Below are 23,606 nucleotides of genomic sequence, written 5' to 3'. Positions count from 1 at the left end.
AAAGCGCTCCATCGGCGAGCGCGTTTCTCAATCCTGCGTAAAAAAAGGTAAATCGGTAGCGCGCAGGCAGGCGGCTATTTACAATCGATACGCTTTCTGTAGTTGGCCCCTAAAAGGAATTCTTCATGTCAAAACGTATATTGGCAACGATAGCGACCGTATTTACTTTGTCTGCGTTCTTGCCTGCATTTGCTGCAACCGCGTCAACGCATGTGTTGCTTACCACGACGGCCGGCAACATCGAATTGGCGCTGGACGATCAAAAAGCGCCAGAGTCAGTGAAAAATTTTGTGAGTTATGTCGATAGCGGTTTCTATAACGGCACCATTTTCCATCGCGTCATCCCGGGATTTATGGCTCAGGGGGGCGGATTTACCAGCGACCTGAAACAGAAGGCGACCCAGCCGCCGATTAAAAACGAAGCTGACAATGGATTGCGTAATCTGCGTGGCACCATCTCGATGGCGCGTACCAGCGAGAAAGACAGTGCGACCAGCCAGTTCTTCCTCAACGTAGCGGATAATGCATTTCTGGATCACGGCCAGCGCGATTTCGGTTATGCCGTCTTCGGGAAGGTCGTGAAGGGCATGGATGTAGCGGATAAGATTTCTCAGGTGCAGACGGAGAACGTCGGGCCATACCAGAACGTGCCCATCAAACCGATCGTCATCCAGTCCGCCAAAATCATCAAATAGTTCAGGTAGTCAGTTTAGGCGCTGTTTGCCTGGCTGTTTACAGCGTGCTCCCGGCGTGGATTCGTCGGGAGAATGTCTGACTGTCTTATCCCGTCTCAATCCTCTTTCTTCGCGATAACAGATTGTTTTCTAAGTGATCGCCAGCCAGTTTCAGAGTGATGAATGTTACTGATCATTGATAACTACGACTCCTTTACCTACAACCTGTACCAGTATTTTTGCGAGCTGGGCGAAGAGGTTGTGGTCAAGCGTAATGATGAGCTGAGTCTCGACGCGATTGAGCGTCTGTCGCCGCAGCATTTGGTGATATCGCCGGGCCCCTGTACGCCGAACGAAGCGGGCATCTCGCTGCAGGCCATTCGACATTTTGCCGGTCAGTTGCCGATTCTGGGCGTCTGTCTGGGGCATCAGGCGTTGGGACAGGCCTTCGGCGCTCAGGTTGTGCGTGCGCGCGAAGTCATGCACGGGAAGACCTCGCCTATCCGGCATCGTGACATTGGCGTTTTCACCGGTTTGGCGCAGCCGCTGACGGTCACACGCTATCACTCTCTGGTAGTCGAAAGCGCGTCGTTACCTGATTGCTTTGAGATCACCGCCTGGACAGAAGATGGCGCAGGGAAAATGAACGAAATCATGGGGATACGACATCTTAACCTCCCTCTGGAAGGCGTGCAGTTCCACCCGGAAAGTATTCTGAGTCAGCAGGGGCATCAGCTGTTGAGTAATTTTTTGCACGGAAAATGAATTCGGCGCTTATTTGATTTCCACACAGATTAATGATTGCCTGAGTTTGATTTTTTATGCATATTCGATGACTATATTTTCACTGTAGACATGAAATCGTAAAAGCGGGGCAGCAGATGGCAATAGATAAAACCGCGGTGACGCGTGATACATACGATAAGGTAATCCTTCCTGTTTATGCGCCGGCACAGTTTGTTCCGGTGAAGGGGAAAGGCAGCCGGGTATGGGATCAGCAGGGTAAGGAATACATCGATTTTTCCGGAGGTATTGCCGTTACAGCGTTGGGTCATTGCCATCCTGCGCTGGTAAATGCCCTTAAAACTCAGGGCGAAACGCTGTGGCATACCAGCAACGTTTTCACCAACGAACCAGCGTTGCGACTGGCGAGCAAACTGATCGCCGCGACGTTCGCCGAACGCGTGTTTTTCGCCAACTCAGGCGCGGAAGCCAACGAAGCCGCCTTCAAACTGGCGCGTCATTACGCCATCGAACGTTTCAGCCCCTATAAAACCAAGATTATCGCCTTTCATCAGGCCTTTCATGGCCGCACGTTGTTTACCGTGTCGGTAGGTGGCCAGCCGAAGTACGCCGATGGATTCGGGCCAAAGCCCGCCGATATCATTCATGTGCCGTTCAACGATTTGGATGCGGTCAAGGCGGTGATTGACGATCACACCTGTGCCGTCGTGTTGGAGCCGGTGCAGGGCGAAGGCGGCGTGCTGCCAGCCACGCAGGAATTTATGGAGGGCGTGCGTGAACTGTGCGATCAAAATCAGGCGCTGTTGGTGTTTGATGAAGTGCAGTGTGGCATGGGACGAACCGGCGAGCTGTTCACCTATATGCACTATGGTGTGACGCCTGACATTCTGACCACCGCCAAAGCGTTGGGCGGCGGATTCCCCATCAGCGCGATGCTGACCACCGAGGACGTCGCTTCTGTCATGAAGGTCGGGACGCATGGCACCACCTACGGCGGAAACCCTCTGGCCTGTGCGGTGGCGGAAGCGGCGCTGGATGTGATCAATACCCCCGCAGTGTTGTCAGGCGTCTCCGCCAGACACGATCGCTTTATTTCCGCCCTTGATGCCATCAATCAGCAGTTCGATATCTTCGACGGCGTTCGCGGTATGGGCCTCTTGTTAGGCGCCCAGTTGAAACCCCAATGGCATGGACGGGCGCGAGATTTTCTGACGGCCGCCGCCGAGCTGGGCGTGATGATCCTGGTCGCAGGCCTGATGTTATTCGCTTTGTGCCGTCGCTGGTGATTGAACTGGACGATATTGATGAAGGGATGGCGCTGTTTGCGAAAGCGGTCGCACAGGTGGTCAACGGTTAATAGTATTTTTAGACGAAGAGTGAACAGCGCGTTGCGCGCTGTTCATGAATCGAGGAGTTGAGATTAGCGCGTACCGAAGACCACGATGGTTTTACCGTGCGCTGAAATCAGCTCCTGATCTTCCAGCATCTTCAGAATCCGACCCACGGTTTCGCGGGAGCATCCTACGATCTGACCGATTTCCTGACGGGTGATTTTAATCTGCATCCCGTCTGGGTGCGTCATGGCATCAGGCTGTTTGGCGAGGTTCAGCAGCGTTTGTGCAATGCGGCCGGTCACGTCGAGAAACGCCAGGTTGCCCACTTTCTGCGAGGTGACCTGAAGGCGACGCGCGATCTGAGACGACAGACGCATCAGAATATCGGGATTGACCTGAATCAGCTGGCGGAATTTTTTATAGGAAATCTCGGCAACTTCGCAGGCACTTTTGGCTCGTACCCATGCGCTGCGCTCCTGATCCTCTTCGAACAAGCCTAGCTCCCCGATGAAATCCCCTTGATTCAGATAGGAAAGAATCATCTCTTTCCCTTCTTCATCTTTGATCAATACGGCAACGGAACCCTTTACGATGTAGTAAAGCGTTTCTGCTTTTTCACCTTGGTGAATCAGCGTACTCTTTGAGGGGTACTTGTGAATATGACAATGAGAAAGGAACCATTCAAGAGTCGGGTCTGTTTGCGGTTTGCCGAGAACCATTCGCTGTTATCCTCTGTTGTAATTCACTACGTAAATCACAGGGCTCAGAGTTCCCTGTAAGGCATGATAACTCTAGTTATAATTCAAATTCCGTTAGACGGAATATGTCAGGGAATTGACTGAAACCTCTCTGTCAGGTGACGCTGCAAACTGCTGTTTTCAGCATTGCGCAGAACGCACCGGATACTGCCTCTGTTTGTAACACAGGTTGAGAGGACTGTCTTGTGTTGTCTCGCTTCAGCATGATTACGCCTTGATATGCAGGCATTTTCTACATAAGCGCGATAAAATTTCAAAAAAAGTTGAGTGGGAGTGAAAGGCTATGCAAGCGCGGATGAAATGGGTAGAAGGGTTAACGTTTATCGGTGAATCCGCTTCGGGCCACCAGATTATTATGGATGGCAACGCGGGCGATAAAGCGCCGAGTCCGATGGAAGTGCTGTTGATGTCGGCGGGAGGTTGCAGCTCGGTTGACGTCGTGTCTATTCTGCAAAAAGGGCGTCACGATGTGGCGGATTGCGAAGTGCGTCTGACCTCCGAGCGCAGACAGGAAGCGCCCAGACTGTTTACTGCCATTAACCTGCATTTCATCGTGACCGGAAAAGGGCTGACCGAGCAGGCCGTGTCGCGTGCGGTATCCCTGTCGGCAGACAAGTACTGCTCGGTGGCGCTGATGCTGGGCGCGTCGGTGACGATCACGCACAGTCACGAAGTCATTACTCTCGATTAAACAGCCTGCGGCCGTTCAGGCCGTAGGGGGGCGATCTCATGTGATCGTCTTGCCTTCCAGCAGCCGCTGCACCAGCGGCATCATGATCAATTCCATCGCCAGCCCCATTTTGCCTCCGGGCACCACCAGCGTATTGATATGAGAGATATACGACCCCTGTAGCATGGCGAGCAGATAGGGGAAGTCGATATTCTCCAGGCGCTGGAAATGAATGACCACCAAACTTTCATCCAGCGATGGGATTGCTTTTGCGGCGAAGGGGTTCGACGTATCGACGGTCGGCACCCGCTGGAAATTGATGTGCGTGCGGGAAAACTGCGGCGTGATATAGGTGATGTAATCTTCCATCGAGCGCACGACGGAGTCCATGACCGCATCGCGCGAGTGTCCGCGTTCGTTGACGTCGCGGTACAGCTTCTGTATCCACTCAAGATTCACGATAGGTACGACGCCCACCAGTAAATCAACATGGCGAGCACGTTGTGTTGCTCGGTGACGACGCCGCCGTGCAAGCCCTCATAGAACAACACATCCGTCGGATCAGGCATGGCTTCCCAGGGCGTAAATGTGCCGGGAACCTGATTGTAAGGAATGGCTTCGTCGTAGGTATGCAGGTACTTGCGGGTTTGCCCGGACCCCTTGCTGCCATAGTCGGCGAATACCTGTTCCAGCAGGGTGAAATCGTTCGCCTCCGGCCCAAAGTAACTAATGTGGCGCCCCAGATCTCGGGCTTTGCGGATAGCCATGTCCATTTCCGGACGGGTGTAGCGGTGAAAGCTGTCGCCTTCGAGTTCAGCCGCGCGGATTTTCAACTGCTGAAAAATTTTTCGGAACGCCAGACTGGTGGTGGTCGTTCCGGCGCCGCTTGAGCCGGTCACGGCAATAATAGGGTGTGGATGCGACATCGTGCTGCAACTCCGCAATTGACGGTAAAACCCTGCAGGAAGCGCCGGGGATTTGACCTTCATTGTTACCCTGTTTGCGCCGATGCGCCACGCCATTTTTGCATGGGCAGCGCGAGGTACGGCGTTATGAATCGTGTCCGGCCTTGAACTGAGTGCGCGGCATGAGGTTGACCGTTTCATGCAGTTCGGACCAGACCAGCACCACTTCGCCGCTTTCCAGCTGGCGGCGGACATCCGCCACCTTTTGTTCCAGCGTGCGCTCGTGCTCGCCATAGTCAGTACCTTCGCGCAGCACGAAGGACTCAATCAGATTCTCCAGCGTATCCGCCGCGAGTTCTTTCCAGGGAATAATCACCTTATCGCTCCAGATGTGGGGTGAGCCAGTCGGGAATGCGCTGCTCCAGCCACAGTTTGGGTTTTAATAACGAGCCGCCCACGAAGCCGACGTGCCCGCCGTAATCCGTCAGTTGATACTCCACACTAGGCGGCAACGATGTGGCCGCAGGGATCACATCCTGCGTCATGAACGGATCGTCCTTGGCGTGGATAATCAACAGTGGCGTACGGACGTTCGGCAGCAGGGGGAGGGCGCTGCAACGCTCATAATAGTCATTGGCGTCGGTAAAGCCATGAATGCGCGCGGTGATGATGTTATCGAACTCCCGCAGTCCCCGAATCTTTCTTAACTGATGCAGGTGAACCGGCAGCGTATCCGGATAGGCCGCCAGTTTGCGGATGGCGTTGCGTTTCAACAGCCGCAGCAGATAGTGCTGATAGAAGCGTGAAAAGCCTTTTTCGATATGACGACAGCAAGGCTCCAGCATCAGCGGCGCGGACACCACGGTCGCCGCGTCAAGCAACGGCTCGTCCGTCTGCTGACCCAGCAGGCAGGCCAGCATGTTGCCGCCCAGCGAGACGCCGATGGCGGCGGTCGGCGCATCGCCGTAAGTCGACTTCAGCCAGCGCAAGAAATAGCGGGCATCTTCGGTCTCTCCGGAGTGATACATCTGGGGCGTGCGATTAGGCGTGCCGCCGCAGCCGCGAAAATGCATGACGACAGCCAGCCAGCCCCGTTGGTGGCAGGCCGCCACCAGACCGTGCGCATACGGACTATAGAAGCTGCCTTCCAGTCCGTGGAACAGCACCACCCGCGGTTTATGGCGGGCCAGCATGGGATCTTCGCTCCAGGCCAGATCGAGAAAATCGCCGTCCGGCAGTTCCAGCGTCTGCCAGAGTGGCTTGAGCAGCGCGCGTCGCCGTAACAGACGGGGAAGCAAAGTTTGCAAATGGGGGTTGTACATACCGGCCAGGGGACGAAACATCTGGCTAGTCGTGGGATGAATATTCATAGTCAAAAGCTTGTACCGGCGACATCACGCTGCTAGGTTGAAGAACTGCAAATTTCGTTTGTTAGAAGGCCTTTTCAATTACATGGCGCACTTCAATCTGTTTCTTTCCATGCTTGGCTTCCTGTGGGTTGCAGCGATTACCCCAGGCCCCAATAATATGCTACTCACCGCTTCCGCTGCTAATTTTGGTTTTCTCCGCTCCATGTCGCTGATGGTCGGCATCATGATCGGGATGCAAAGTGTACTGCTGCTGGTCGCGCTGGGTTTGGGGAGCCTGATTCTACTCTATCCTTCGCTGCACCTCGCGCTCAAAATTTTGGGTAGCGTCTATCTGCTGTGGTTGGCGTTTAAAATCGCCAGCGCTCGCTACGAAGAGCTCGACACGCAAACGGCGCCGCCGCGACCGATGCCCCTTTACCAGGGCGGATTGCTGCAATTTCTGAACCCAAAGGCCTGGCTGATGGCGCTGGGCGCCGTCGCCGGTTTCAGCCTCTCCGGGGGGGAATACGTGGGTTCCGTCATCGCTATCAGCATCGCCATGTTCAGCGTGAATCTGGTCGCTGGGATAGTCTGGCTGGGGTTTGGCACGGTGATCGGTAAAATGCTGCGCAGCCGCCGGGCGTGGCGGATCTTCAACCTGTTCATGGGGCTGCTGACCGCCGCCTGCGTACTCATGATCTGGCATTAAGCGAAACGCCTGGGCTGACATCACGCCCGCCCGGCGTCATCAGGATTGCAACATCTGCTCGAGCTGCTCCTGCGCGTCCAGCCAACTCATTTCCGTTTCTTCCAGTTCGCCTTTGACCGCGATTTGCTCTTGCAGACAGGTCGTCAGCTCCGCTTTGCGGCTGGCTTCATAAATCGCCGTATCCGCCAGTCGGTTTTCCAGCTCGGCCAGCGTGGTATTCAGCTTCTCCATTTGTTGCTCCAGCTTGGTGATCTGCTTACGCAGCGGCTGGGTTTGGGTGCGCAACTCGGCTTCGCGTCGTTTCTGGTCTTTTCTGGCCTGAGCGCTGTTGCCAGCGCTCTCTTTCGCCGGTGTCGATTCGCTGGCGTCCTGTTTCTGCGCATCCAGCAACCACTGTTGATAATCCTCCAGATCGCCGTCGAACGGCTCAACCCGGCGATCGTGAACCAGATACAGATCGTCTGTCGTGGAACGAATCAGATGGCGATCGTGCGAGACGACGACCAACGCGCCTTCGAAGTCGATCAAGGCTTCGGTCAGCGCCTGACGCATATCCAGATCGAGGTGGTTAGTCGGTTCATCGAGCAGCAGCAGGTTAGGCCGCTGCCAGACGATTAACGCCAGCACCAGTCGCGCTTTCTCACCGCCCGAGAAGCGTTCGGTCGGCTCTACCACCTTGTCGGCACCGAACCCGAAGCCGCCCAGATAGTCACGCAGCTGCTGCTCGGTTTCCTGTTCGGCCAACCGGGTCAGATGCTGTAACGGCGACTCGTCGGCTCGCAGGTACTCCAGCTGATGCTGAGCGAAGTACCCCAGTCGAACGCCTTTCGCTAGCCCGACTTCGCCGCTCTGCGGGTGTAGCTCCCCCGCCAGCAGTTTGATCAGGGTCGATTTACCGGCACCGTTGTGGCCGAGAAGGCCGATGCGGGAACCGGGCACCAAATTGAGCTTGATGGATTCCAGAATCAGCTTGTCGCCGTAACCTGCGCTCACTTTCTCCATCCGCAATAATGGATTGGGCAACGCCTGCGGCGCGCGGAAACTGAAACGGAACGGATTATCGACATGCGCTGGCGCAATCAGCTCCATTTTTTCCAGCATTTTGATACGGCTCTGCGCCTGCTTGGCTTTTGTCGCCTTGGCGCGGAAACGGTCAATGTAATGCTGCAAATGCGCGACGCGTTCCTGCTGATGTTCATACAGCGACTGCTGCTGAGAAAGTCGTGTTGCGCGCTGCTGTTCGAACGAGGTGTAGTTGCCGGTGTATTCGAACAGGGACTCCTGCTCGATATGCAAAATCTTGTTAACAATAGGATCAAGAAAATCCCGGTCATGGGAAATCAGCACCAGCGTGCCGGGATAGTTCTTGAGCCATTTTTCCAGCCAGATGACCGCGTCGAGATCCAAATGGTTAGTCGGTTCGTCCAGCAGCAGAAGATCGGAGCGACAAAGCAGGGCCTGCGCCAGGTTGAGGCGCATACGCCAGCCGCCGGAAAAGGCGCTGACAGGCTGTTGCAGCTGTTCCTGACTGAATCCCAGTCCGTTCAGCAGACTGGCGGCGCGAGACTGGATCGACCAGGCGAGGATCGCATCCAACTTGCCGTGTACGGTCGCGATGGCATTGCCGTCGTTGCGTTCGTTGGCCTGCGCCAAATCGCTTTCGAGCTGGCGAAATTCGCGGTCGCCGTCTATCACATACTCTATTGCAGGACGCTCCAGCGCAGGCGTTTCCTGATTGACCCAAGCAAGGGACCAGTGCTGAGGGAAAGTGGCATTGCCGCCGTCAGCGCTGATTTCTCCTTTCAGCAGGGACAGCAGCGTCGATTTTCCGCAGCCGTTTTTACCGACCAGACCGACTTTCTGACCCGGATTGACGGTCGCTGTGGCGTTATCCAGCAGTACCCGCGTACCACGTCGAATTTGTAAAGAGGAGAAGACAATCATAAAGCGCCAAGTAATAAGAATATGTTAAATTATGGATCAAGTTTCAGGGCGTCAGCGTCCTGGAAATCCCCGCTGCGCTGCATGGTAGCGGAAAATATCTACGATGACGACGCTTTGGAGGGGAATGATGTCGCAGCCACCCAAGATTTTGCTGCTGTTTGCCCATCCGGAATTACAGGACTCGGTCGCGAATAAGCTGTTATTGCAATCCGCTCGGGGCTTGGAACATGTGACGGTACATGATTTGTACGCGCACTATCCTGATTTTTTTATCGATATTCACCATGAACAACAGTTACTGCGAGAGCATCAAATCATCGTGTTTCAACATCCGCTTTATACCTATAGCTGCCCAGCATTGCTGAAAGAGTGGCTGGACCGCGTACTGAGCCGGGGCTTCGCCAACGGCGCCGGCGGCAATGCCCTGTCGGGCAAATACTGGCGCAGCGTGGTGACGACCGGCGAGCCGGAATCGCGTTATACCTCGGAGGGACGCCGGCATTCGTTTATGGATGATGTGCTGAGCCTTTCGAGATGACGGCGACCATGTGCCATATGCGCTGGATGAAGCCGCTGGTGATTTACAACGCGCGCCGGATGTCGCGCGACGCGTTGCGCGAACACGCCCATCACTACGGGGATTGGCTGGCGTCGCCTTTGTCTGAGGGAGGGCTCTGAATATGGATAGCGCTTCCACCCTGGGCGCGGGTGTTCTGTTTTTATTCGTCACCGTACTGGCGGTGCCTATCGCTGCGCGTCTGGGTATTGGCGCGGTGCTGGGCTATTTGCTGGCCGGTATCGCTATCGGTCCTTGGGGACTGGGCTTTATTCGCGACGTTTCCGCCATTCTGCATTTCTCTGAGCTGGGCGTTGTGTTCCTGATGTTTATCATCGGGCTTGAACTGAATCCTTCCAAATTGTGGAAGCTGCGGCGATCCATTTTCGGCATCGGCGCGGCTCAGGTACTGCTGAGCGCCGCGATACTGGGCGGCGTATTGTTCATGAGCCAGTTCTCCTGGCAGTCGGCCTTGATTGGCGGGATCGGGTTGGCGATGTCATCCACGGCGATGGCGTTGCAGCTGATGCGCGAAAAAGGGATGAATCGCAACGAATCCGGCCAACTTGGTTTTTCCGTTTTGCTGTTTCAGGATTTGGCGGTCATTCCCGCGTTGGCGTTGATCCCTATTCTGTCGGGCGTTCAAGGACAGATTGATGACTGGCAGCAAGTCGCCATGAAGGTATTGGCGTTTGGCGGAATGCTGATCGGCGGGCGTTATCTGGTGCGTCCGTTGTTCCGGTTTATAGCCGCCTCCGGCGTAAGCGAAGTGTTTACCGCCGCGGCGCTGCTGTTGGTGCTTGGCTCCGCGCTGTTTATGGAAGCGCTGGGACTGTCGATGGCGCTCGGTACCTTTATCGCTGGCGTGTTGCTGGCGGAAAGCGAATATCGTCATGAGTTGGAAATCTCTATTGAGCCGTTCAAAGGGCTGCTGCTGGGGCTATTTTTCATTTCAGTGGGGATGGCGCTTAATCTCGGCGTCCTGTACGCCAACATCGTCGAAGTTTTGCTGGGCGTTGTCATTCTGGTGTCCGTCAAAGGCTTGATTCTCTACGTGCTGGCGCGGATCTATGGATTACGTTCGTCGGAACGGTTGCAGTTCTCCGGCGTGCTTAGCCAGGGCGGCGAGTTCGCCTTTGTGCTGTTTTCCGCTGCGGCGACTCAGCATGTGCTGCAGGGCGATCAACTGCCGCTGCTGCTGGTCACCGTCACCCTGTCGATGATGGTCACGCCGCTACTGATGCAGCTGATCGACCGTATTCTGGCGCGCCGCTACAACGCGCCGGAGGAGTCGACGGAGAAGCACTATGTGGAAGATGATGAGCCGCAGGTGATCGTCGTGGGCTTTGGCCGCTTCGGTCAGGTGATTGGGCGACTGCTGATGGCGAACAAAATGCGGATTACCGTACTTGAACGAGACATCAGTGCGGTCAGCCTGATGAGAAGCTACGGTTATAAGGTGTATTACGGCGACGCCACGTCGGTGGATTTACTCCGTTCGGCGGGCGCTGAGCAGGCGCAGTCGATAGTGATTACCTGCAACGACCCCGAAGATACGATGTCCATTGTGCATCTGTGCCAGCAGCATTTTCCGCATCTGGAGATACTGGCGCGCGCCCGCGGTCGTGTGGAAGCGCATGAGCTGTTGCAGTCAGGCGTGACGCAGTTTTCCCGCGAAACGTTTTCCAGTGCGTTGGAGCTGGGGCGGAAAACGCTGGTCTCTCTGGGAATGCATCCCCATCAGGCTCACCGTTCGCAACAGCATTTCCGCCGCCTGGATATGCGTATGCTGCGCGAGCTGATGCCGGAGCGCCAGGCCGAAGGCGAGGGCGCGCAGATTTCGCGTGTTAAAGAGGCCCGGCGTGAATTGGAAGATATCTTCCAGCGTGAGATGCAGCATGAGCGTCGGCGTCTGGACGATTGGGACGAAACCTAACTGCTGGCGAATGTCGCCATTGCAGACGGATTGGACGGAAAAACATCATGTCGACACCACGAAAGCGGTTTATTGCCGGTGCGGTTTGCCCTCAGTGTCATACGCAGGATACCCTGACGGTCGGGATGGAAGATGTCGAGGAAGTCGTTGTCTGCGTCAAATGCGGTTATCGGCAGAGCCGTCCTGAGGCAACGCAGCAGGGTGCGGAGCGTCAGGATGAGCACATTATTGGCATGTTTCACCCTTAATAAGCGTGGTAGCGATTTTTGATTCCGTGCAGTACATGGGGATGTTTTTCAGCTACAATTTGCGCCAAAGCGATTTCCAACGGTAGGAGATATCATGAAAGTAGCAAAAGACCTGGTGGTCAGCCTGGCCTATCAGGTACGTACAGAAGACGGTGTATTGGTTGATGAGTCTCCGGTGAGTGCACCGCTGGACTATCTGCACGGTCGCGGCTCGCTGATTTCCGGCCTGGAAAAAGCGCTGGACGGACGTGCGGTCGGCGAACATTTCGATATTAAAGTAGGCCCGAATGAGGCTTACGGCAACTATGACGAAAATCTGGTACAGCGCGTACCGAAAGATGTCTTCATGGGTGTGGACGAGCTGCAGGTCGGCATGCGTTTCCTGGCTGAAACCGACCAGGGTCCGGTTCCTGTCGAAATTACTGAAGTGCAGGACGAACACGTCGTGGTTGATGGTAACCACATGCTGGCGGGCCAGAACCTGAGCTTCAACGTCGAAGTCGTCGCGATTCGTGAAGCGACAGCGGAAGAGCTGGAGCACGGTCACGTTCATGGCGAACACGACCACGAACATGACCACGACGGTTGCTGCGGCGGTCACGGCCACGATCACGACCATGACCACGGTAACGGTGGTTGCGGCGGTCACGGTGGATGCGGCTGCCAGCACTAAGGGCGGCTTCACCCTAAAAAACCCGGCGCTGCGTCATGCAGGCCGGGTTTTTTTACGTCTGATGTTTTTGATGGCGGTGAGGCTGGGGGCTTACTCTTTTCCCATCAGCATCTCATCCTGCGGCGCATTGAAGCGCTGGGCTTTAGTGAGCAGGAAGTAGAGATAGGCTGCGACCATCAGCGCGATGAAAAGGGCGCCGATCAGTGGGTTGAACCACAGCATCGCCAATAAGCACAGACAGGCCAGCACCAAGGCGAACCCCGGTATGATCGGATAGCCGGGCGCCAGGTAGGTTCGTTCTAGCTCTGGCGCGGTGCGACGCAGCCGGAACAGGCTCAGCATGCTCATGATGTACATCACAATAGCTCCGAAGACGGCCATCGTAATCATCGCGGCGGTGAGACTCATTCCCTGCAGGTTGATCCAGCTGTCGCTAAAAATCGCGGCGATCCCGATAACGCCGCCGGTGAGGATCGCGCGATGGGGCGTCCTAAAGCGGGACAGTTTGGCCAATCCGGTCGGCAGGTAGCCCGCTCTGGCCAGGGCGAAGAACTGCCGGGAGTAGCCGAGAATGATGCCGTGGAAGCTGGCAATCAGCCCGAACAGACCGATCCACACCAGCATGTGCATCCACCCGGAATTGGCGCCCACCACGGCTTTCATCGCCTGCGGCAACGGGTCGTTAATATTGGAAAGCGTCCGCCAGTCGCCCACGCCGCCCGCGAGCAACATCACGCCCAGCGCCAGGATCACCAGCGTCATAATGCCGGTGATGTAGGCTTTAGGGATGGTCCGTTTGGGATCTTTGGCTTCCTCCGCCGCCATCGCCGCGCCCTCTATCGCCAGGAAGAACCAGATGGCGAAGGGGATGGCCGCGAAGATGCCGGATAGCGCAGGCAGGCCGAAGCTGTCGCTGCCTGCCCAACCGTTGGCGACAAAGTGGCTGATGCTGAAGCCGGGGGCGACGACGCCCATAAAGACCAGCAGTTCGAATACCGCCAGCAGGGTGACGCAGAGTTCAAACATGGCGGCGAGTTTCACCCCCAGAATGTTCAGCCCCATAAACACCAGATAGGCGCCCGTTGCGGCATAGCGCGGGTCCAGATTGGGAAACTGTACGTTCAGATAGGCGCCGATCGCCATCGAGATAGCCGGGGGCGCAAAAACGAATTCAATCAGCGTCGCCATACCGGCGATCAGTCCACCGGTTTCGCCGAAGGCACGGCGACTGTAGGCGAAAGGACCGCCCGCGTGAGGTATGGCGGTCGTCAGCTCGGTAAAGCTGAAGATAAAACAGGTGTACATGGCGGCGATCATCAGCGTGGTGACCAAAAAGCCGAGCGTGCCTGCGACGCCCCAGCCATAGCTCCAGCCAAAATATTCCCCGGAAATGACCAGACCGACGGCGATCCCCCAAAGATGAAGGGTCCCCAGCGTGGGCTTCAACTGCATTGTCATGACGTTCTTCCCCTCTAAAATATGGATAAAAACCAACCTCGTTTTTATAGGCATAACAGCTGGTTATGGAGCCTGAAGCCTGAAGCCCGTTTCTGCGATGGGGCTGCATACGCATCGATGATGACGCTGTTATGGGTGGGGATACTTGACACTAACGAGGTGTTTTTTGCGTTCTGGAGTCAACGAAGGAGAGGAAAGAGGGCATGTTGTCGTCTGCGGTCAACTTTTACTGCCTTTGCGTCAAGCATCGGAATGGCGGTCATTACATGCTGAAAGCCTGTAAGCCACTTCCTTTGATGAGATCTTACGATGGCAGAACAATACGATACGCTGGACGACATCACGATGAGCCTGTTGGCGGAGCGGGCGATGGGTCACTACCCCGCCGATCTGCAGGGAACGCTGACGCTGCTGTGCCGTTCCGAAAATGCGACCTATCGACTGGATGCCGGCGGTAAGCGCTACGCCATGCGCATTCATCGGCCCGGCTATCATCATCGCGACGACATTAACGGCGAACTCAGCTGGCTGGCGGCACTGCGTCAGGAAGGCATCATCGTGCCGGAACCGTTGGTAGGACACGATGGCGAAACGGTACAAACCGTGTCGTTGGATGACGGCGTGGAGCGAAACGTCGTGGTCTTTCACTGGATAGAAGGCGAGATGCCGACGACCGATGTGGACGGGGCGGCCTTTGAGCAATTGGGCAGGATTACCGCCCGTCTGCATCAGCACAGCCGTAGTTGGCAGCCGCCTTCCGGTTTTCGCCGCATCGTGTGGGATCATGAAACGATGGTTGGCCCGGAGGCGCATTGGGGGCGCTGGCAGGATGCGCCCTCCCTTTCTCCGTCCGACCACCCGGTTATCGAAGCCGCAATTGAGCGGGTCAGGGCGACGCTGGCCGACTACGGTAAATCGTCGCAGCGCTATGGATTGATCCACGCGGATCTGCGTTTGACCAATCTACTGCTGTTTCGCGGGGAAACCCGGGTGATCGATTTTGACGACTGCGGTATGGGCTGGTATTTGCACGATCTCGCGGCGGCCATCAGTTTTGTCGAGCATCACCCGCGCGCGTCGGAATGGGTTGAAGGCTGGTTGACGGGCTATCAACAGATTTGCCCCCTCAGCGAGGCCGACCTGGCGGTCATTCCTGCTTTGATCGCACAACGCCGGATTCAGATGACGGCTTGGATCGGTTCGCATCAGCAGACGGAACAGGCTAAAAGCATGGGGGAACGCTGGTGCCCAGACACCGTCAGGCTGTGCCAGCGTTATCTGGACGGTGGGCTGCCGGTGGGCGCCTAATCCGCGTTTTCCTGAGGCTATTTGCACCATCTCAAGGCACTGCTGTGCTGCGGCAGTGCCTTGTCTTCCATCATTGCGCCAGTGTCCACCGCCGTACTCTTTTATCCCCAACGTTATCCCGCTGTTTTACCTGACGTCTGTCTGATGACGTCAGTCTTTGTCCTTCGCTGGTATGGAAATTGCTTTTTCTCTTCGATTTGGCGTCTTGCATCACTGAGGGAGAAATTATGGGAACACCGTCATTTCGGCTTCCTTCGCCTGCGGGGATTCCGCTCGGTCACCGCGGTGTGCTGGCAGCTGCGGCCTCGGGGTTAGGGCAATTCATCGGAGACAATGGTGGCGATGCCGATCGTATTCTTGGCATCAGCGGTATCGATCCCGAGCTGCTGGCCTGTCCGACGCTCAGCGTGGGATTAGTCAACTATTGTCGTGTATTGGAAGAGGCCGCGCGTTACTCCGACTGCACCAATTTTGGTCTGCATTACGGCAGGCAGTTCAAGCCCCAGGCGCTTGGGTTGATAGGCTATGTTGGGTTATGCAGTGCCACCCTCGAGCAGGCATTGCATAACGTAGCCCATGCTTTTCCATTTCATCAGCACGATACGCTGATTCGTCTGGTTGATAAGGGCGATTGCTGGCGTTTCGACTATCAGGTGCGTCATGGCGCGATCCTGCACTGCCGTCAGGACGCCGAGCTGACGCTGGGGATGATTTTGAACCTTGTGCGCCATGCCGCTGGCAAGCATTGGGCGCCGCGAGAGGTGCATTTCGAGCATCCTCGTCCGGAACAGTGGCACGAGCACTGCAAAGTGTTTGATGCCCCGGTCTACTTCGATCAGCCATTCAACTCGCTGTTGATCCCCAAGCGCGATTTGCTCAAAGCCATGCCGGATCACGATCCGTTGCTGTTGCTGGTGGTGCAAGACTCCCTGCGGCAGTTGAACAGCGACGTGCAGCAGCAGAGCGTGGTGGATATGGCGCGCGCCCAGCTGCGCCAGGTGCTTTCGCAGGGAGAACCTTCTTTGGAAGAGGTGGCGGAAAATATCGGTTTGTCGAGCTGGTCGCTGCAGCGGAGGTTAAAAGATGCGGGGATCAATTTCACTCAGCTGGTGGAAAAGGTGCGCTGCGAAATGGCGACGCACTATTTGCAGCAGCGACAGCTCTCAATTTCTGAAATGGCTTTTTTACTGGGGTACTCGGAGGTGAGTGCGTTTTCACGGGCATTTCGCCGTTGGTTCGGCATCAGTCCGCGACAGTGGCGTAAGGCTTAGCCCGGCTTTTCAGTAGTGCGGCGGCGGTGTTTCTTCAGATTGCGAGGCAATCAGAGACGGCGCCGTCGCTTTCAGTTTATCGACCAACAGGTGCAGCTGTTCACGCACCTTGGCCATTTCCAGTTCATGCTGGACCACGGTTTGGTTCAGCTCCTCAATTGTTATCTCCTGAAATGCGATGCGGCTTTCCAGCAGTTCAAGGCGCTGTTCGAGTAATTGCTGCGACATGTGACTTCCTCCCAGACGGACAGCGGTAGAGTTTGTCAGAAAGCGGAAACTTCTGGTAGTAAAAATGGTCGGAGTAGGGCGCAATAAGCGCATAAGGGAATTTTATCGAAGATAGTGGTGTGTTCGTTGTAATGTCTCCGTACACGCAGCTATAGTAGTTTCGACTTTTTAAATGATTACCGGGATCTATCGGGTCTCGGATGCTGGAGAGATGGATGAAATCACTGTTTAAAGTAACGCTGCTAGCGACCACAATGACACTGGCTTTGAATACCGGCGCAATGGCCGCGGAGCCAGTAAAAGCGTCCGATAGCAGTACGACGAGTACGACAACAGCAAAATTCAACAATGATGAACAGGCTGCGGCTTACGCGTTGGGTGCCTCTCTGGGCCGCTACATGGATAATTCCCTGAAAGAGCAAGAAAAACTGGGCATCAAGCTGGATAAAGAACAGCTGATCCAAGGCGTTCAGGACGCATTTGCAGACAAAAGCAAACTGTCTGACGAAGAAATCGAAAAAACGCTGCAGTCATTTGAAGGCCGTGTGAAAGAAGCGGCTAAAACCAAAATGAAGCAAGATGCGAAAGAGAACGCGGATAAAGGTACTAAATACCGCGATACTTTTGCCAAAGAAAAAGGCGTGAAGAAAACCAACTCCGGCCTGCTTTATCAGGTAGAGAAGGAAGGAACGGGCGCGGCTCCGAAAGATAGCGATACCGTCGTGGTGAACTACAAAGGCACGTTGGTCGACGGTACTGAGTTCGACAACTCCTACAAACGCGGTGAACCGCTTTCTTTCCGTCTGGATGGTGTCATTCCGGGTTGGACCGAAGGTCTTAAGCACCTGAAAAAAGGCGGTAAGATTAAAATGGTCATCCCGCCGGCACTGGCTTACGGTGAAACGGGTGTACCGGGAATTCCGGCCAACTCTACGCTGGTATTCGACGTAGAACTGCTGGATATCAAATCTGAAGCGGAAGCTAAAGCGGCCGACGCTGCTAAAGCTGAAAAACCGGCTGACGAGAAAGCCGCTCAGCCAAGCGCTAAGTAGTACCGAGCTTTGGCACGAAGAACCGCAGGTCATCCTGCGGTTTTTTTATGCGTGAATGTTGCGCCTCTAGGTGCTAATGATTGAATACCTTTAAATCCCACCTCATGAGTTCGTGACGTAGATATAACGATAAGCGTTTGTCGCACATAGCGAATTTCGATAAGCAGAAGCACACTATCGCCCATGTTCACGCTGATGTCAGGCATCGGTAGAATGCGTAGAATTGCGTTTTATCCACCGCCATTGGATTGGGGGAGTGTGGGCGCGACTCAACGATCTTTCCCCTTCGTGTGATAAAGGCGGCAAAAACCTTCGCAGACGTTATACTGCTCCAGCGCGGTAGCCGATCTCAGGCAGATCCCCCCGTTTGTTAAGTCTGCCTTTTTTGGGCGAAAAAGGCTGATGAATGCAGGCATCATGGAGGTCTCATCGCATCAGCCTTTCGATATGACGCCGCGAATTTCAGGGACGAGAGAGAGGACTTTTGTTAGACTATCCCTCCTGTCAATACGATAAATTGAATGACATTGAAGGTGGTGTTTGCCATGTCTAGTTCGCTTCTTTCAGCAGAGTCGAATGACCTTGATTTGCTGGATGAACGTCCGTTTTCCCAAACGGATTACGAAATCCTAAAGTCGTATGAAGCCGTCGTCGATGGTTTAGCGATGCTAATCGGTGAACACTGCGAAGTCGTGCTGCATTCGCTGGAAAATTTAAAATGTTCCGCGATGCGTATCGCGAACGGCGAGCATACCGGACGTAAGATCGGTTCGCCTATCACCGATATGGCGCTACGGATGGTGCATGATATGGCCGGTGAAGATAGCAGCGTGTCGCAAGTGTATTTCACCCGCGCCAAAAGCGGCATGCTGATGAAGTCAATCATTATCGCTATCCGCAACCGTGAGCAGCGTGTGATTGGTCTGCTGTGTATGAACATGAATCTGGATGTGCCGTTCTCGCAAATCATGCAGACATTTATGCCGCCTGAGATTAAAGCGGTGGCGTCGTCCGTTAACTTCGCCTCTTCAGTGGAAGACCTGGTCACGCAAACGCTGGAGTTCACTATTGAAGAAGTGAACAATGATCGCAACGTTTCCAATAACGCTAAGAACCGACAGATTGTGCTCAACCTTTATGAGAAAGGGATTTTCGATATTAAGGACGCCATCAATCAGGTTGCCGATCGGTTGAATATCTCCAAGCACACCGTGTATCTCTATATCCGCCAGTTCAAGAGCGGCGACCTCAGCGGGCACGATCGCTAATGTTGACCTACTGTCTGCTGGTTACCGGACCGGCATACGGCACCCAGCAGTCCAGCAGCGCATTGCAGTTTGCTCAGGCGCTGTTGGCCGAAGGCTATCAGCTTAAAAGCGTCTTTTTCTATCGGGAAGGCGTGCTCAACGCAAACCAATTGACCTCACCGGCCAGCGATGAATTTGACGTCGTGCGCGCCTGGCAACAGTTACACGAGGATCATCAGGTCGCATTGAACGTCTGCGTCGCGGCTGCGTTGCGTCGTGGCGTCACCGACAGCGAGCAGGCAGCTCAGCTGAAACTGGCTGGCGCGAATCTGCAACCGGGATTCAGCCTGAGTGGTCTGGGTGAACTGGCTCAATCCGTACTGACCTGCGACCGGGTCGTGCAGTTTTAACGCGGGCTCATGCTATGAAACGTGTCGCTTTTGTTTTTACCCATTCCCCCCACGGCAGCGCTTCAGGTAGAGAAGGGTTGGATGCGCTTTTGGCGATGTCGGCGTTGACGGAAGATATCGGCGTGTTCTTCGTTGCAGACGGTGTTTTGCAGCTCCTGCCAAGCCAGCAACCAAGCGTTATTCTCATGCGTGACTACATCGCGACCTTCGGTGTCTTGCCGCTGTACGATGTTGAGCAGTGCTATGTTTGCGAACAGGCTTTGCAGCAGCGCGGTCTTTCAAAAGACACTCAGTGGGTGCTACCGGTGGAAATACAGTCGCCAGAATTATTGGCCCAGATGTTGAAAACCTACGATACCGTCCTCACCTTCTAGAGAGTTGTCTATGTTGCATACGCTGTCTCGCTCCCCCTACCAGATCGATTTGGATGCCATGCTACGCAATGTCGGTAGCGAAGACGCCGTTCTTCTGTTTCAGGATGGGGTCTCAGGGGCGTTGGCCAACGCTGCGATGCTCAGGCCGATGTTGGCGGTAGGCGTTCCCGTTTATGCCTTGAAGGAAGATGCCTTGGCGCGAGGAATGGTTGCTCAAATTTCGAGCAGAGTGGTGTTAATTGGCTATAATGACTTTGTTAAACTGACGGCCCAGCATTCCGGACAGATGGCCTGGTAGTGGTATTTTTGTATATTTCTTGACTCCTCATCCGGGCAGCCCTAAAATTCTGCGTCCTTATACTTTGCCTTGTGCGAGTACGAGACGATTTATTACGTGTTTACGAAGCAAAACCCAGGAGCTTTTTGAATGGCAACAATTAACCAGCTGGTACGCAAACCGCGCTCTCTGAAGGTTGCTAAAAGCAACGTTCCAGCGCTGGAAGCATGCCCGCAGAAACGTGGCGTATGTACTCGTGTATATACCACCACCCCGAAAAAACCGAACTCCGCACTGCGTAAAGTTTGCCGTGTTCGTCTGACTAACGGTTTTGAAGTTACCTCCTACATTGGTGGTGAAGGTCATAACCTGCAGGAGCACTCCGTGATCCTGATCCGCGGCGGTCGTGTTAAAGACTTGCCGGGTGTGCGTTACCACACCGTTCGTGGCGCGCTGGACTGCTCAGGTGTTAAAGACCGTAAGCAATCCCGTTCCAAATACGGCGTGAAGAAGCCAAAGGCTTAATGGTTCTCCGTTAAGTAAGGCCAAACGTTTTAACTTTAATGTCAAACTAAACTCGTAGAGTTTTGGACAATCCTGAATTAACAACGGAGTATTTCCATGCCACGTCGTCGCGTCATTGGTCAGCGTAAAATTCTGCCGGATCCTAAGTTCGGATCTGAATTACTGGCCAAATTTGTAAATATCCTGATGGTAGATGGTAAAAAATCTACTGCAGAAGCAATCGTCTATACCGCGCTGGAGACCCTGGCTCAGCGTTCTGGTAAAGACCACCTGGAAGCCTTTGAAGTAGCTCTGGACAACGTGCGTCCGACTGTCGAAGTTAAGTCTCGCCGTGTTGGTGGTTCTACTTATCAGGTACCAGTTGAAGTACGTCCGGTTCGTCGTAATGCCCTGGCAATGCGTTGGATCGTAGAAGCTGCTCGTAAACGCGGTGATAAATCCATGGCTTTGCGCCTGGCGAACGAACTTTCCGATGCAGCAGAAAACAAAGGCACTGCTGTTAAAAAACGTGAAGACGTTCACCGTATGGCTGAAGCCAACAAGGCGTTCGCTCACTACCGCTGGTAATACCGGCGTAGATGTTAATAACCCAGCGGGCGCCTCAAAGGCTAACCCGTTTGGGTTTTTTACTACTTTGAACGCCCTAGGAATAGAGGAAACAAATGGCTCGTACAACACCCATTGCACGCTACCGTAATATCGGTATCAGTGCACACATCGACGCCGGTAAGACCACCACCACTGAACGTATTCTGTTCTACACAGGTGTGAACCATAAAATCGGTGAAGTTCATGACGGCGCTGCCACCATGGACTGGATGGCGCAGGAGCAGGAGCGTGGTATTACCATCACCTCCGCGGCGACGACTGCCTTCTGGTCTGGTATGGCCAAGCAGTATGAACCACATCGCATCAACATCATCGACACCCCGGGGCACGTTGACTTCACTATCGAAGTTGAACGTTCCATGCGTGTACTGGATGGCGCGGTAATGGTTTACTGTGCGGTAGGTGGTGTTCAGCCGCAGTCTGAAACCGTATGGCGTCAGGCTAACAAATATCATGTTCCGCGCATCGCGTTCGTTAACAAAATGGACCGCATGGGCGCGAACTTCCTGAAAGTGGTAAACCAGATCAAAACCCGTCTGGGTGCGAATCCGGTTCCGCTTCAGCTGGCCATCGGTGCTGAAGAGCACTTCACTGGTGTTGTTGACCTGGTGAAAATGAAAGCCATCAACTGGAACGAAGCAGATCAGGGTGTCACCTTCACTTATGAAGACATCCCGGCAGACATGGAAGAACTGGCCCAGGAATGGCACCAGAATCTGATTGAGTCTGCTGCTGAAGCTTCTGAAGAGCTGATGGACAAATACCTCGGCGGTGAAGAACTGACCGAAGAAGAAATCAAGAAAGCACTGCGTCAGCGCGTTCTGAACAACGAAATCATTCTGGTTACCTGTGGTTCTGCGTTCAAGAACAAAGGTGTTCAGGCAATGCTGGATGCGGTTATTGATTACCTGCCAGCGCCGACAGAAGTTCCGCCGATCAGCGGTATTCTGGACGATGGTAAAGACACTCCGGCTGTGCGTCATTCCGATGACAAAGAACCGTTTGCTGCCTTGGCGTTCAAAATCGCTACCGACCCGTTTGTTGGTAACCTGACGTTCTTCCGCGTTTACTCCGGTGTGGTTAACTCCGGTGATACCGTGCTGAACTCTGTGAAATCAGCTCGCGAACGTTTTGGTCGTATCGTACAGATGCACGCTAACAAGCGTGAAGAGATCAAAGAAGTTCGCGCAGGCGACATCGCTGCTGCTATCGGTCTGAAAGACGTAACTACTGGTGATACGCTGTGTGATCCTGATAACGCGATCATCCTGGAACGTATGGAGTTCCCGGAACCGGTTATCTCTATCGCCGTAGAACCGAAAACCAAAGCTGACCAGGAAAAAATGGGTCTGGCTCTGGGTCGTCTGGCGAAAGAAGACCCGTCATTCCGCGTATGGACTGACGAAGAGTCAAACCAGACCATCATCGCTGGTATGGGTGAGCTGCACCTTGAAATCATCGTTGACCGTATGCGTCGCGAATTCAACGTGGAAGCCAACATCGGTAAACCGCAGGTTGCTTACCGTGAAACCATCCGTGACACCGTTAAGGATGTTGAAGGTAAACATGCTAAACAGTCTGGTGGTCGTGGTCAGTACGGTCATGTCGTTATCGACATGATGCCGCTGGAGCCAGGTGGTGAAGGATACGAATTTGTTAACGAAATCAAAGGTGGTGTGATTCCTGGCGAATACATCCCGGCCGTTGACAAAGGTATCCAGGAACAGCTGAAAGCTGGTCCGATGGCGGGTTACCCTGTTGTGGATATCAAAGTGCGTCTGCACTTCGGTTCTTACCATGACGTCGACTCCTCTGAACTGGCGTTTAAGCTGGCTGCTTCCATCGCGTTTAAAGAAGCGTTTAAACGTGCGAAGCCTGTTCTGCTTGAGCCGGTAATGAAGGTTGAAGTAGAAACGCCGGAAGACTACATGGGTGATGTAATCGGTGACCTTAACCGTCGTCGTGGCATCATCGAAGGTATGGAAGACACCGCTACCGGCAAGACTATTCGTGCCCAGGTTCCGTTGTCAGAAATGTTTGGTTATGCTACTGACCTGCGTTCGCAGACTCAGGGTCGTGCTTCTTACTCCATGGAGTTCCTGAAGTACGCTGAAGCACCGAACAACGTTGCTCAGACCGTTATCGAAGCCCGTGGTAAATAATCCGGGTTTAACATATTGATCCCGTGCCCTCTCCGTGCGGAGGGGGCATTCGAGTAAGGAATATCGCCGTGTCTAAAGAAAAATTTGAACGTACAAAACCCCATCTCAACGTTGGTACTATCGGCCACGTTGACCATGGTAAAACCACTCTGACCGCTGCTATCACCACCGTACTGGCTAAAACC

The 23,606-nt window shown here is 54.4% G+C and carries 24 protein-coding genes and 3 pseudogenes; 20 read left to right on the top strand and 7 right to left on the bottom strand.

The features are described from left to right. Positions 1-125: 125 nt before the first annotated feature. The 3 genes and pseudogenes from ppiA (at position 126) to argD (ending at position 2,775) form a co-directional block, all read left to right on the top strand. Positions 126-695, top strand: a complete 570-nt coding sequence (gene ppiA / locus AU509_RS13840) for a peptidylprolyl isomerase A (protein ID WP_094118619.1) — start codon at positions 126-128, stop codon at positions 693-695. A 162-nt stretch (positions 696-857) separates the two neighbouring features. Next, complete coding sequence (locus AU509_RS13835) at positions 858-1,439, top strand: aminodeoxychorismate synthase component II (protein WP_094118618.1); 582 nt, start codon at positions 858-860, stop codon at positions 1,437-1,439. A 116-nt stretch (positions 1,440-1,555) separates the two neighbouring features. After that, positions 1,556-2,775: pseudogene (gene argD / locus AU509_RS13830) on the top strand (bifunctional acetylornithine/succinyldiaminopimelate transaminase). A gap of 63 nt (positions 2,776-2,838) precedes the next feature. On the opposite strand, the gene crp reads toward argD, so the two are convergent. Then, positions 2,839-3,471: a cAMP-activated global transcriptional regulator CRP gene (gene crp / locus AU509_RS13825; RefSeq protein WP_026741314.1), complete on the bottom strand. Its 633-nt coding sequence runs from the start codon at positions 3,469-3,471 to the stop codon at positions 2,839-2,841. Between the two features lie 322 nt (positions 3,472-3,793). On the opposite strand from crp, the gene AU509_RS13820 reads away from it, so the two are divergent. Continuing rightward, positions 3,794-4,201 carry an OsmC family protein gene (locus AU509_RS13820; RefSeq protein ID WP_094118617.1) on the top strand — a complete coding sequence of 136 codons (408 nt, stop codon included), beginning with the start codon at positions 3,794-3,796 and terminating at the stop codon, positions 4,199-4,201. A gap of 36 nt (positions 4,202-4,237) precedes the next feature. Here AU509_RS13820 and AU509_RS13815 read toward each other — a convergent pair. From AU509_RS13815 to AU509_RS13805, 3 genes and pseudogenes are all read right to left on the bottom strand, one after another. Then, a pseudogene (locus AU509_RS13815) lies at positions 4,238-5,106 on the bottom strand (phosphoribulokinase). Positions 5,107-5,230: 124 nt separating this feature from the next. Then, positions 5,231-5,461: a YheU family protein gene (locus AU509_RS13810; protein ID WP_094118616.1), complete on the bottom strand. Its 231-nt coding sequence runs from the start codon at positions 5,459-5,461 to the stop codon at positions 5,231-5,233. Position 5,462: 1 nt separating this feature from the next. Continuing rightward, positions 5,463-6,428, bottom strand: a complete 966-nt coding sequence (locus AU509_RS13805; RefSeq protein WP_085652597.1) for a hydrolase — start codon at positions 6,426-6,428, stop codon at positions 5,463-5,465. A gap of 109 nt (positions 6,429-6,537) precedes the next feature. Between AU509_RS13805 and AU509_RS13800 the strand changes: the two genes are divergently transcribed. Continuing rightward, the gene (locus AU509_RS13800) at positions 6,538-7,143 is read left to right on the top strand and encodes a LysE family translocator (protein WP_085652596.1); all 606 of its coding nucleotides are present in this window, start codon (positions 6,538-6,540) and stop codon (positions 7,141-7,143) included. A 39-nt stretch (positions 7,144-7,182) separates the two neighbouring features. On the opposite strand, the gene AU509_RS13795 is transcribed toward AU509_RS13800, so the two are convergent. Further along, the gene (locus AU509_RS13795; protein ID WP_094118615.1) at positions 7,183-9,087 is read right to left on the bottom strand and encodes an ABC transporter ATP-binding protein; all 1,905 of its coding nucleotides are present in this window, start codon (positions 9,085-9,087) and stop codon (positions 7,183-7,185) included. Positions 9,088-9,214: 127 nt separating this feature from the next. Between AU509_RS13795 and kefG the strand changes: the two are divergent. The 4 genes and pseudogenes from kefG to slyD all read left to right on the top strand — a co-directional run bounded on the left by kefG (position 9,215) and on the right by slyD (position 12,500). Further along, positions 9,215-9,765: pseudogene (gene kefG / locus AU509_RS13790) on the top strand (glutathione-regulated potassium-efflux system ancillary protein KefG). Positions 9,766-9,767: 2 nt separating this feature from the next. Continuing rightward, entirely contained in the window at positions 9,768-11,579 is a 1,812-nt protein-coding gene (kefB, locus tag AU509_RS13785) for a glutathione-regulated potassium-efflux system protein KefB (protein WP_085652593.1), read from the top strand. 47 nt (positions 11,580-11,626) lie between these two features. After that, positions 11,627-11,827, top strand: coding sequence for a YheV family putative zinc ribbon protein (locus AU509_RS13780; RefSeq protein ID WP_085652592.1), 201 nt, complete (start codon positions 11,627-11,629; stop codon positions 11,825-11,827). Positions 11,828-11,921: 94 nt separating this feature from the next. Continuing rightward, entirely contained in the window at positions 11,922-12,500 is a 579-nt protein-coding gene (slyD, locus tag AU509_RS13775; protein WP_094118614.1) for a peptidylprolyl isomerase, read from the top strand. 90 nt (positions 12,501-12,590) lie between these two features. Here slyD and eat read toward each other — a convergent pair whose 3' ends face one another. Further along, complete coding sequence (eat, locus tag AU509_RS13770) at positions 12,591-13,958, bottom strand: ethanolamine permease (RefSeq protein ID WP_094118613.1); 1,368 nt, start codon at positions 13,956-13,958, stop codon at positions 12,591-12,593. Between the two features lie 309 nt (positions 13,959-14,267). Here eat and AU509_RS13765 point away from each other — a divergent pair, with 309 nt between their 5' ends. Then, positions 14,268-15,266: a phosphotransferase enzyme family protein gene (locus tag AU509_RS13765; RefSeq protein WP_085652589.1), complete on the top strand. Its 999-nt coding sequence runs from the start codon at positions 14,268-14,270 to the stop codon at positions 15,264-15,266. A 227-nt stretch (positions 15,267-15,493) separates the two neighbouring features. Then, a complete protein-coding gene (qhpR, locus tag AU509_RS13760; RefSeq protein ID WP_085652588.1) occupies positions 15,494-16,537 on the top strand; it encodes an AraC-like transcriptional regulator QhpR in 1,044 nt (347 codons plus the stop codon). Positions 16,538-16,546: 9 nt separating this feature from the next. Here qhpR and AU509_RS13755 read toward each other — a convergent pair whose 3' ends face one another. Further along, positions 16,547-16,765, bottom strand: coding sequence for a SlyX family protein (locus tag AU509_RS13755; RefSeq protein ID WP_085652587.1), 219 nt, complete (start codon positions 16,763-16,765; stop codon positions 16,547-16,549). Positions 16,766-16,980: 215 nt separating this feature from the next. Between AU509_RS13755 and fkpA the strand changes: the two genes are divergently transcribed. From fkpA to AU509_RS13710, 9 genes are all read left to right on the top strand, one after another. Further along, a complete protein-coding gene (gene fkpA, locus AU509_RS13750) occupies positions 16,981-17,817 on the top strand; it encodes an FKBP-type peptidyl-prolyl cis-trans isomerase (protein WP_085652586.1) in 837 nt (278 codons plus the stop codon). 545 nt (positions 17,818-18,362) lie between these two features. Continuing rightward, a complete protein-coding gene (locus AU509_RS13745) occupies positions 18,363-19,085 on the top strand; it encodes a helix-turn-helix transcriptional regulator (RefSeq protein WP_085652585.1) in 723 nt (240 codons plus the stop codon). Continuing rightward, complete coding sequence (gene tusD / locus AU509_RS13740) at positions 19,085-19,474, top strand: sulfurtransferase complex subunit TusD (protein WP_085652584.1); 390 nt, start codon at positions 19,085-19,087, stop codon at positions 19,472-19,474. The genes AU509_RS13745 and tusD overlap by 1 nt, the downstream gene beginning before the upstream one ends. 14 nt (positions 19,475-19,488) lie before the next feature. After that, the gene (gene tusC, locus AU509_RS13735) at positions 19,489-19,848 is read left to right on the top strand and encodes a sulfurtransferase complex subunit TusC (protein WP_094118612.1); all 360 of its coding nucleotides are present in this window, start codon (positions 19,489-19,491) and stop codon (positions 19,846-19,848) included. A 10-nt stretch (positions 19,849-19,858) separates the two neighbouring features. After that, positions 19,859-20,146, top strand: coding sequence for a sulfurtransferase complex subunit TusB (gene tusB / locus AU509_RS13730; RefSeq protein ID WP_085652582.1), 288 nt, complete (start codon positions 19,859-19,861; stop codon positions 20,144-20,146). A 129-nt stretch (positions 20,147-20,275) separates the two neighbouring features. After that, a complete protein-coding gene (gene rpsL / locus AU509_RS13725; RefSeq protein ID WP_012768095.1) occupies positions 20,276-20,650 on the top strand; it encodes a 30S ribosomal protein S12 in 375 nt (124 codons plus the stop codon). A gap of 96 nt (positions 20,651-20,746) precedes the next feature. Then, a complete protein-coding gene (gene rpsG / locus AU509_RS13720; protein ID WP_009111198.1) occupies positions 20,747-21,217 on the top strand; it encodes a 30S ribosomal protein S7 in 471 nt (156 codons plus the stop codon). Positions 21,218-21,312: 95 nt separating this feature from the next. After that, positions 21,313-23,421, top strand: coding sequence for an elongation factor G (fusA, locus tag AU509_RS13715; RefSeq protein WP_085652581.1), 2,109 nt, complete (start codon positions 21,313-21,315; stop codon positions 23,419-23,421). 68 nt (positions 23,422-23,489) lie between these two features. Beyond that, the coding region (locus AU509_RS13710) for a GTP-binding protein (protein WP_085652619.1) at positions 23,490-23,606 on the top strand (117 nt) is incomplete at its 3' end.

This window comes from Lonsdalea britannica (assembly GCF_002111595.1).
In the GTDB taxonomy this organism is placed as follows: domain Bacteria; phylum Pseudomonadota; class Gammaproteobacteria; order Enterobacterales; family Enterobacteriaceae; genus Lonsdalea; species Lonsdalea britannica.
The sequence above is the reverse complement of the archived record's forward strand: the minus strand, read 5'-3'. Positions and strand labels throughout refer to the sequence as shown.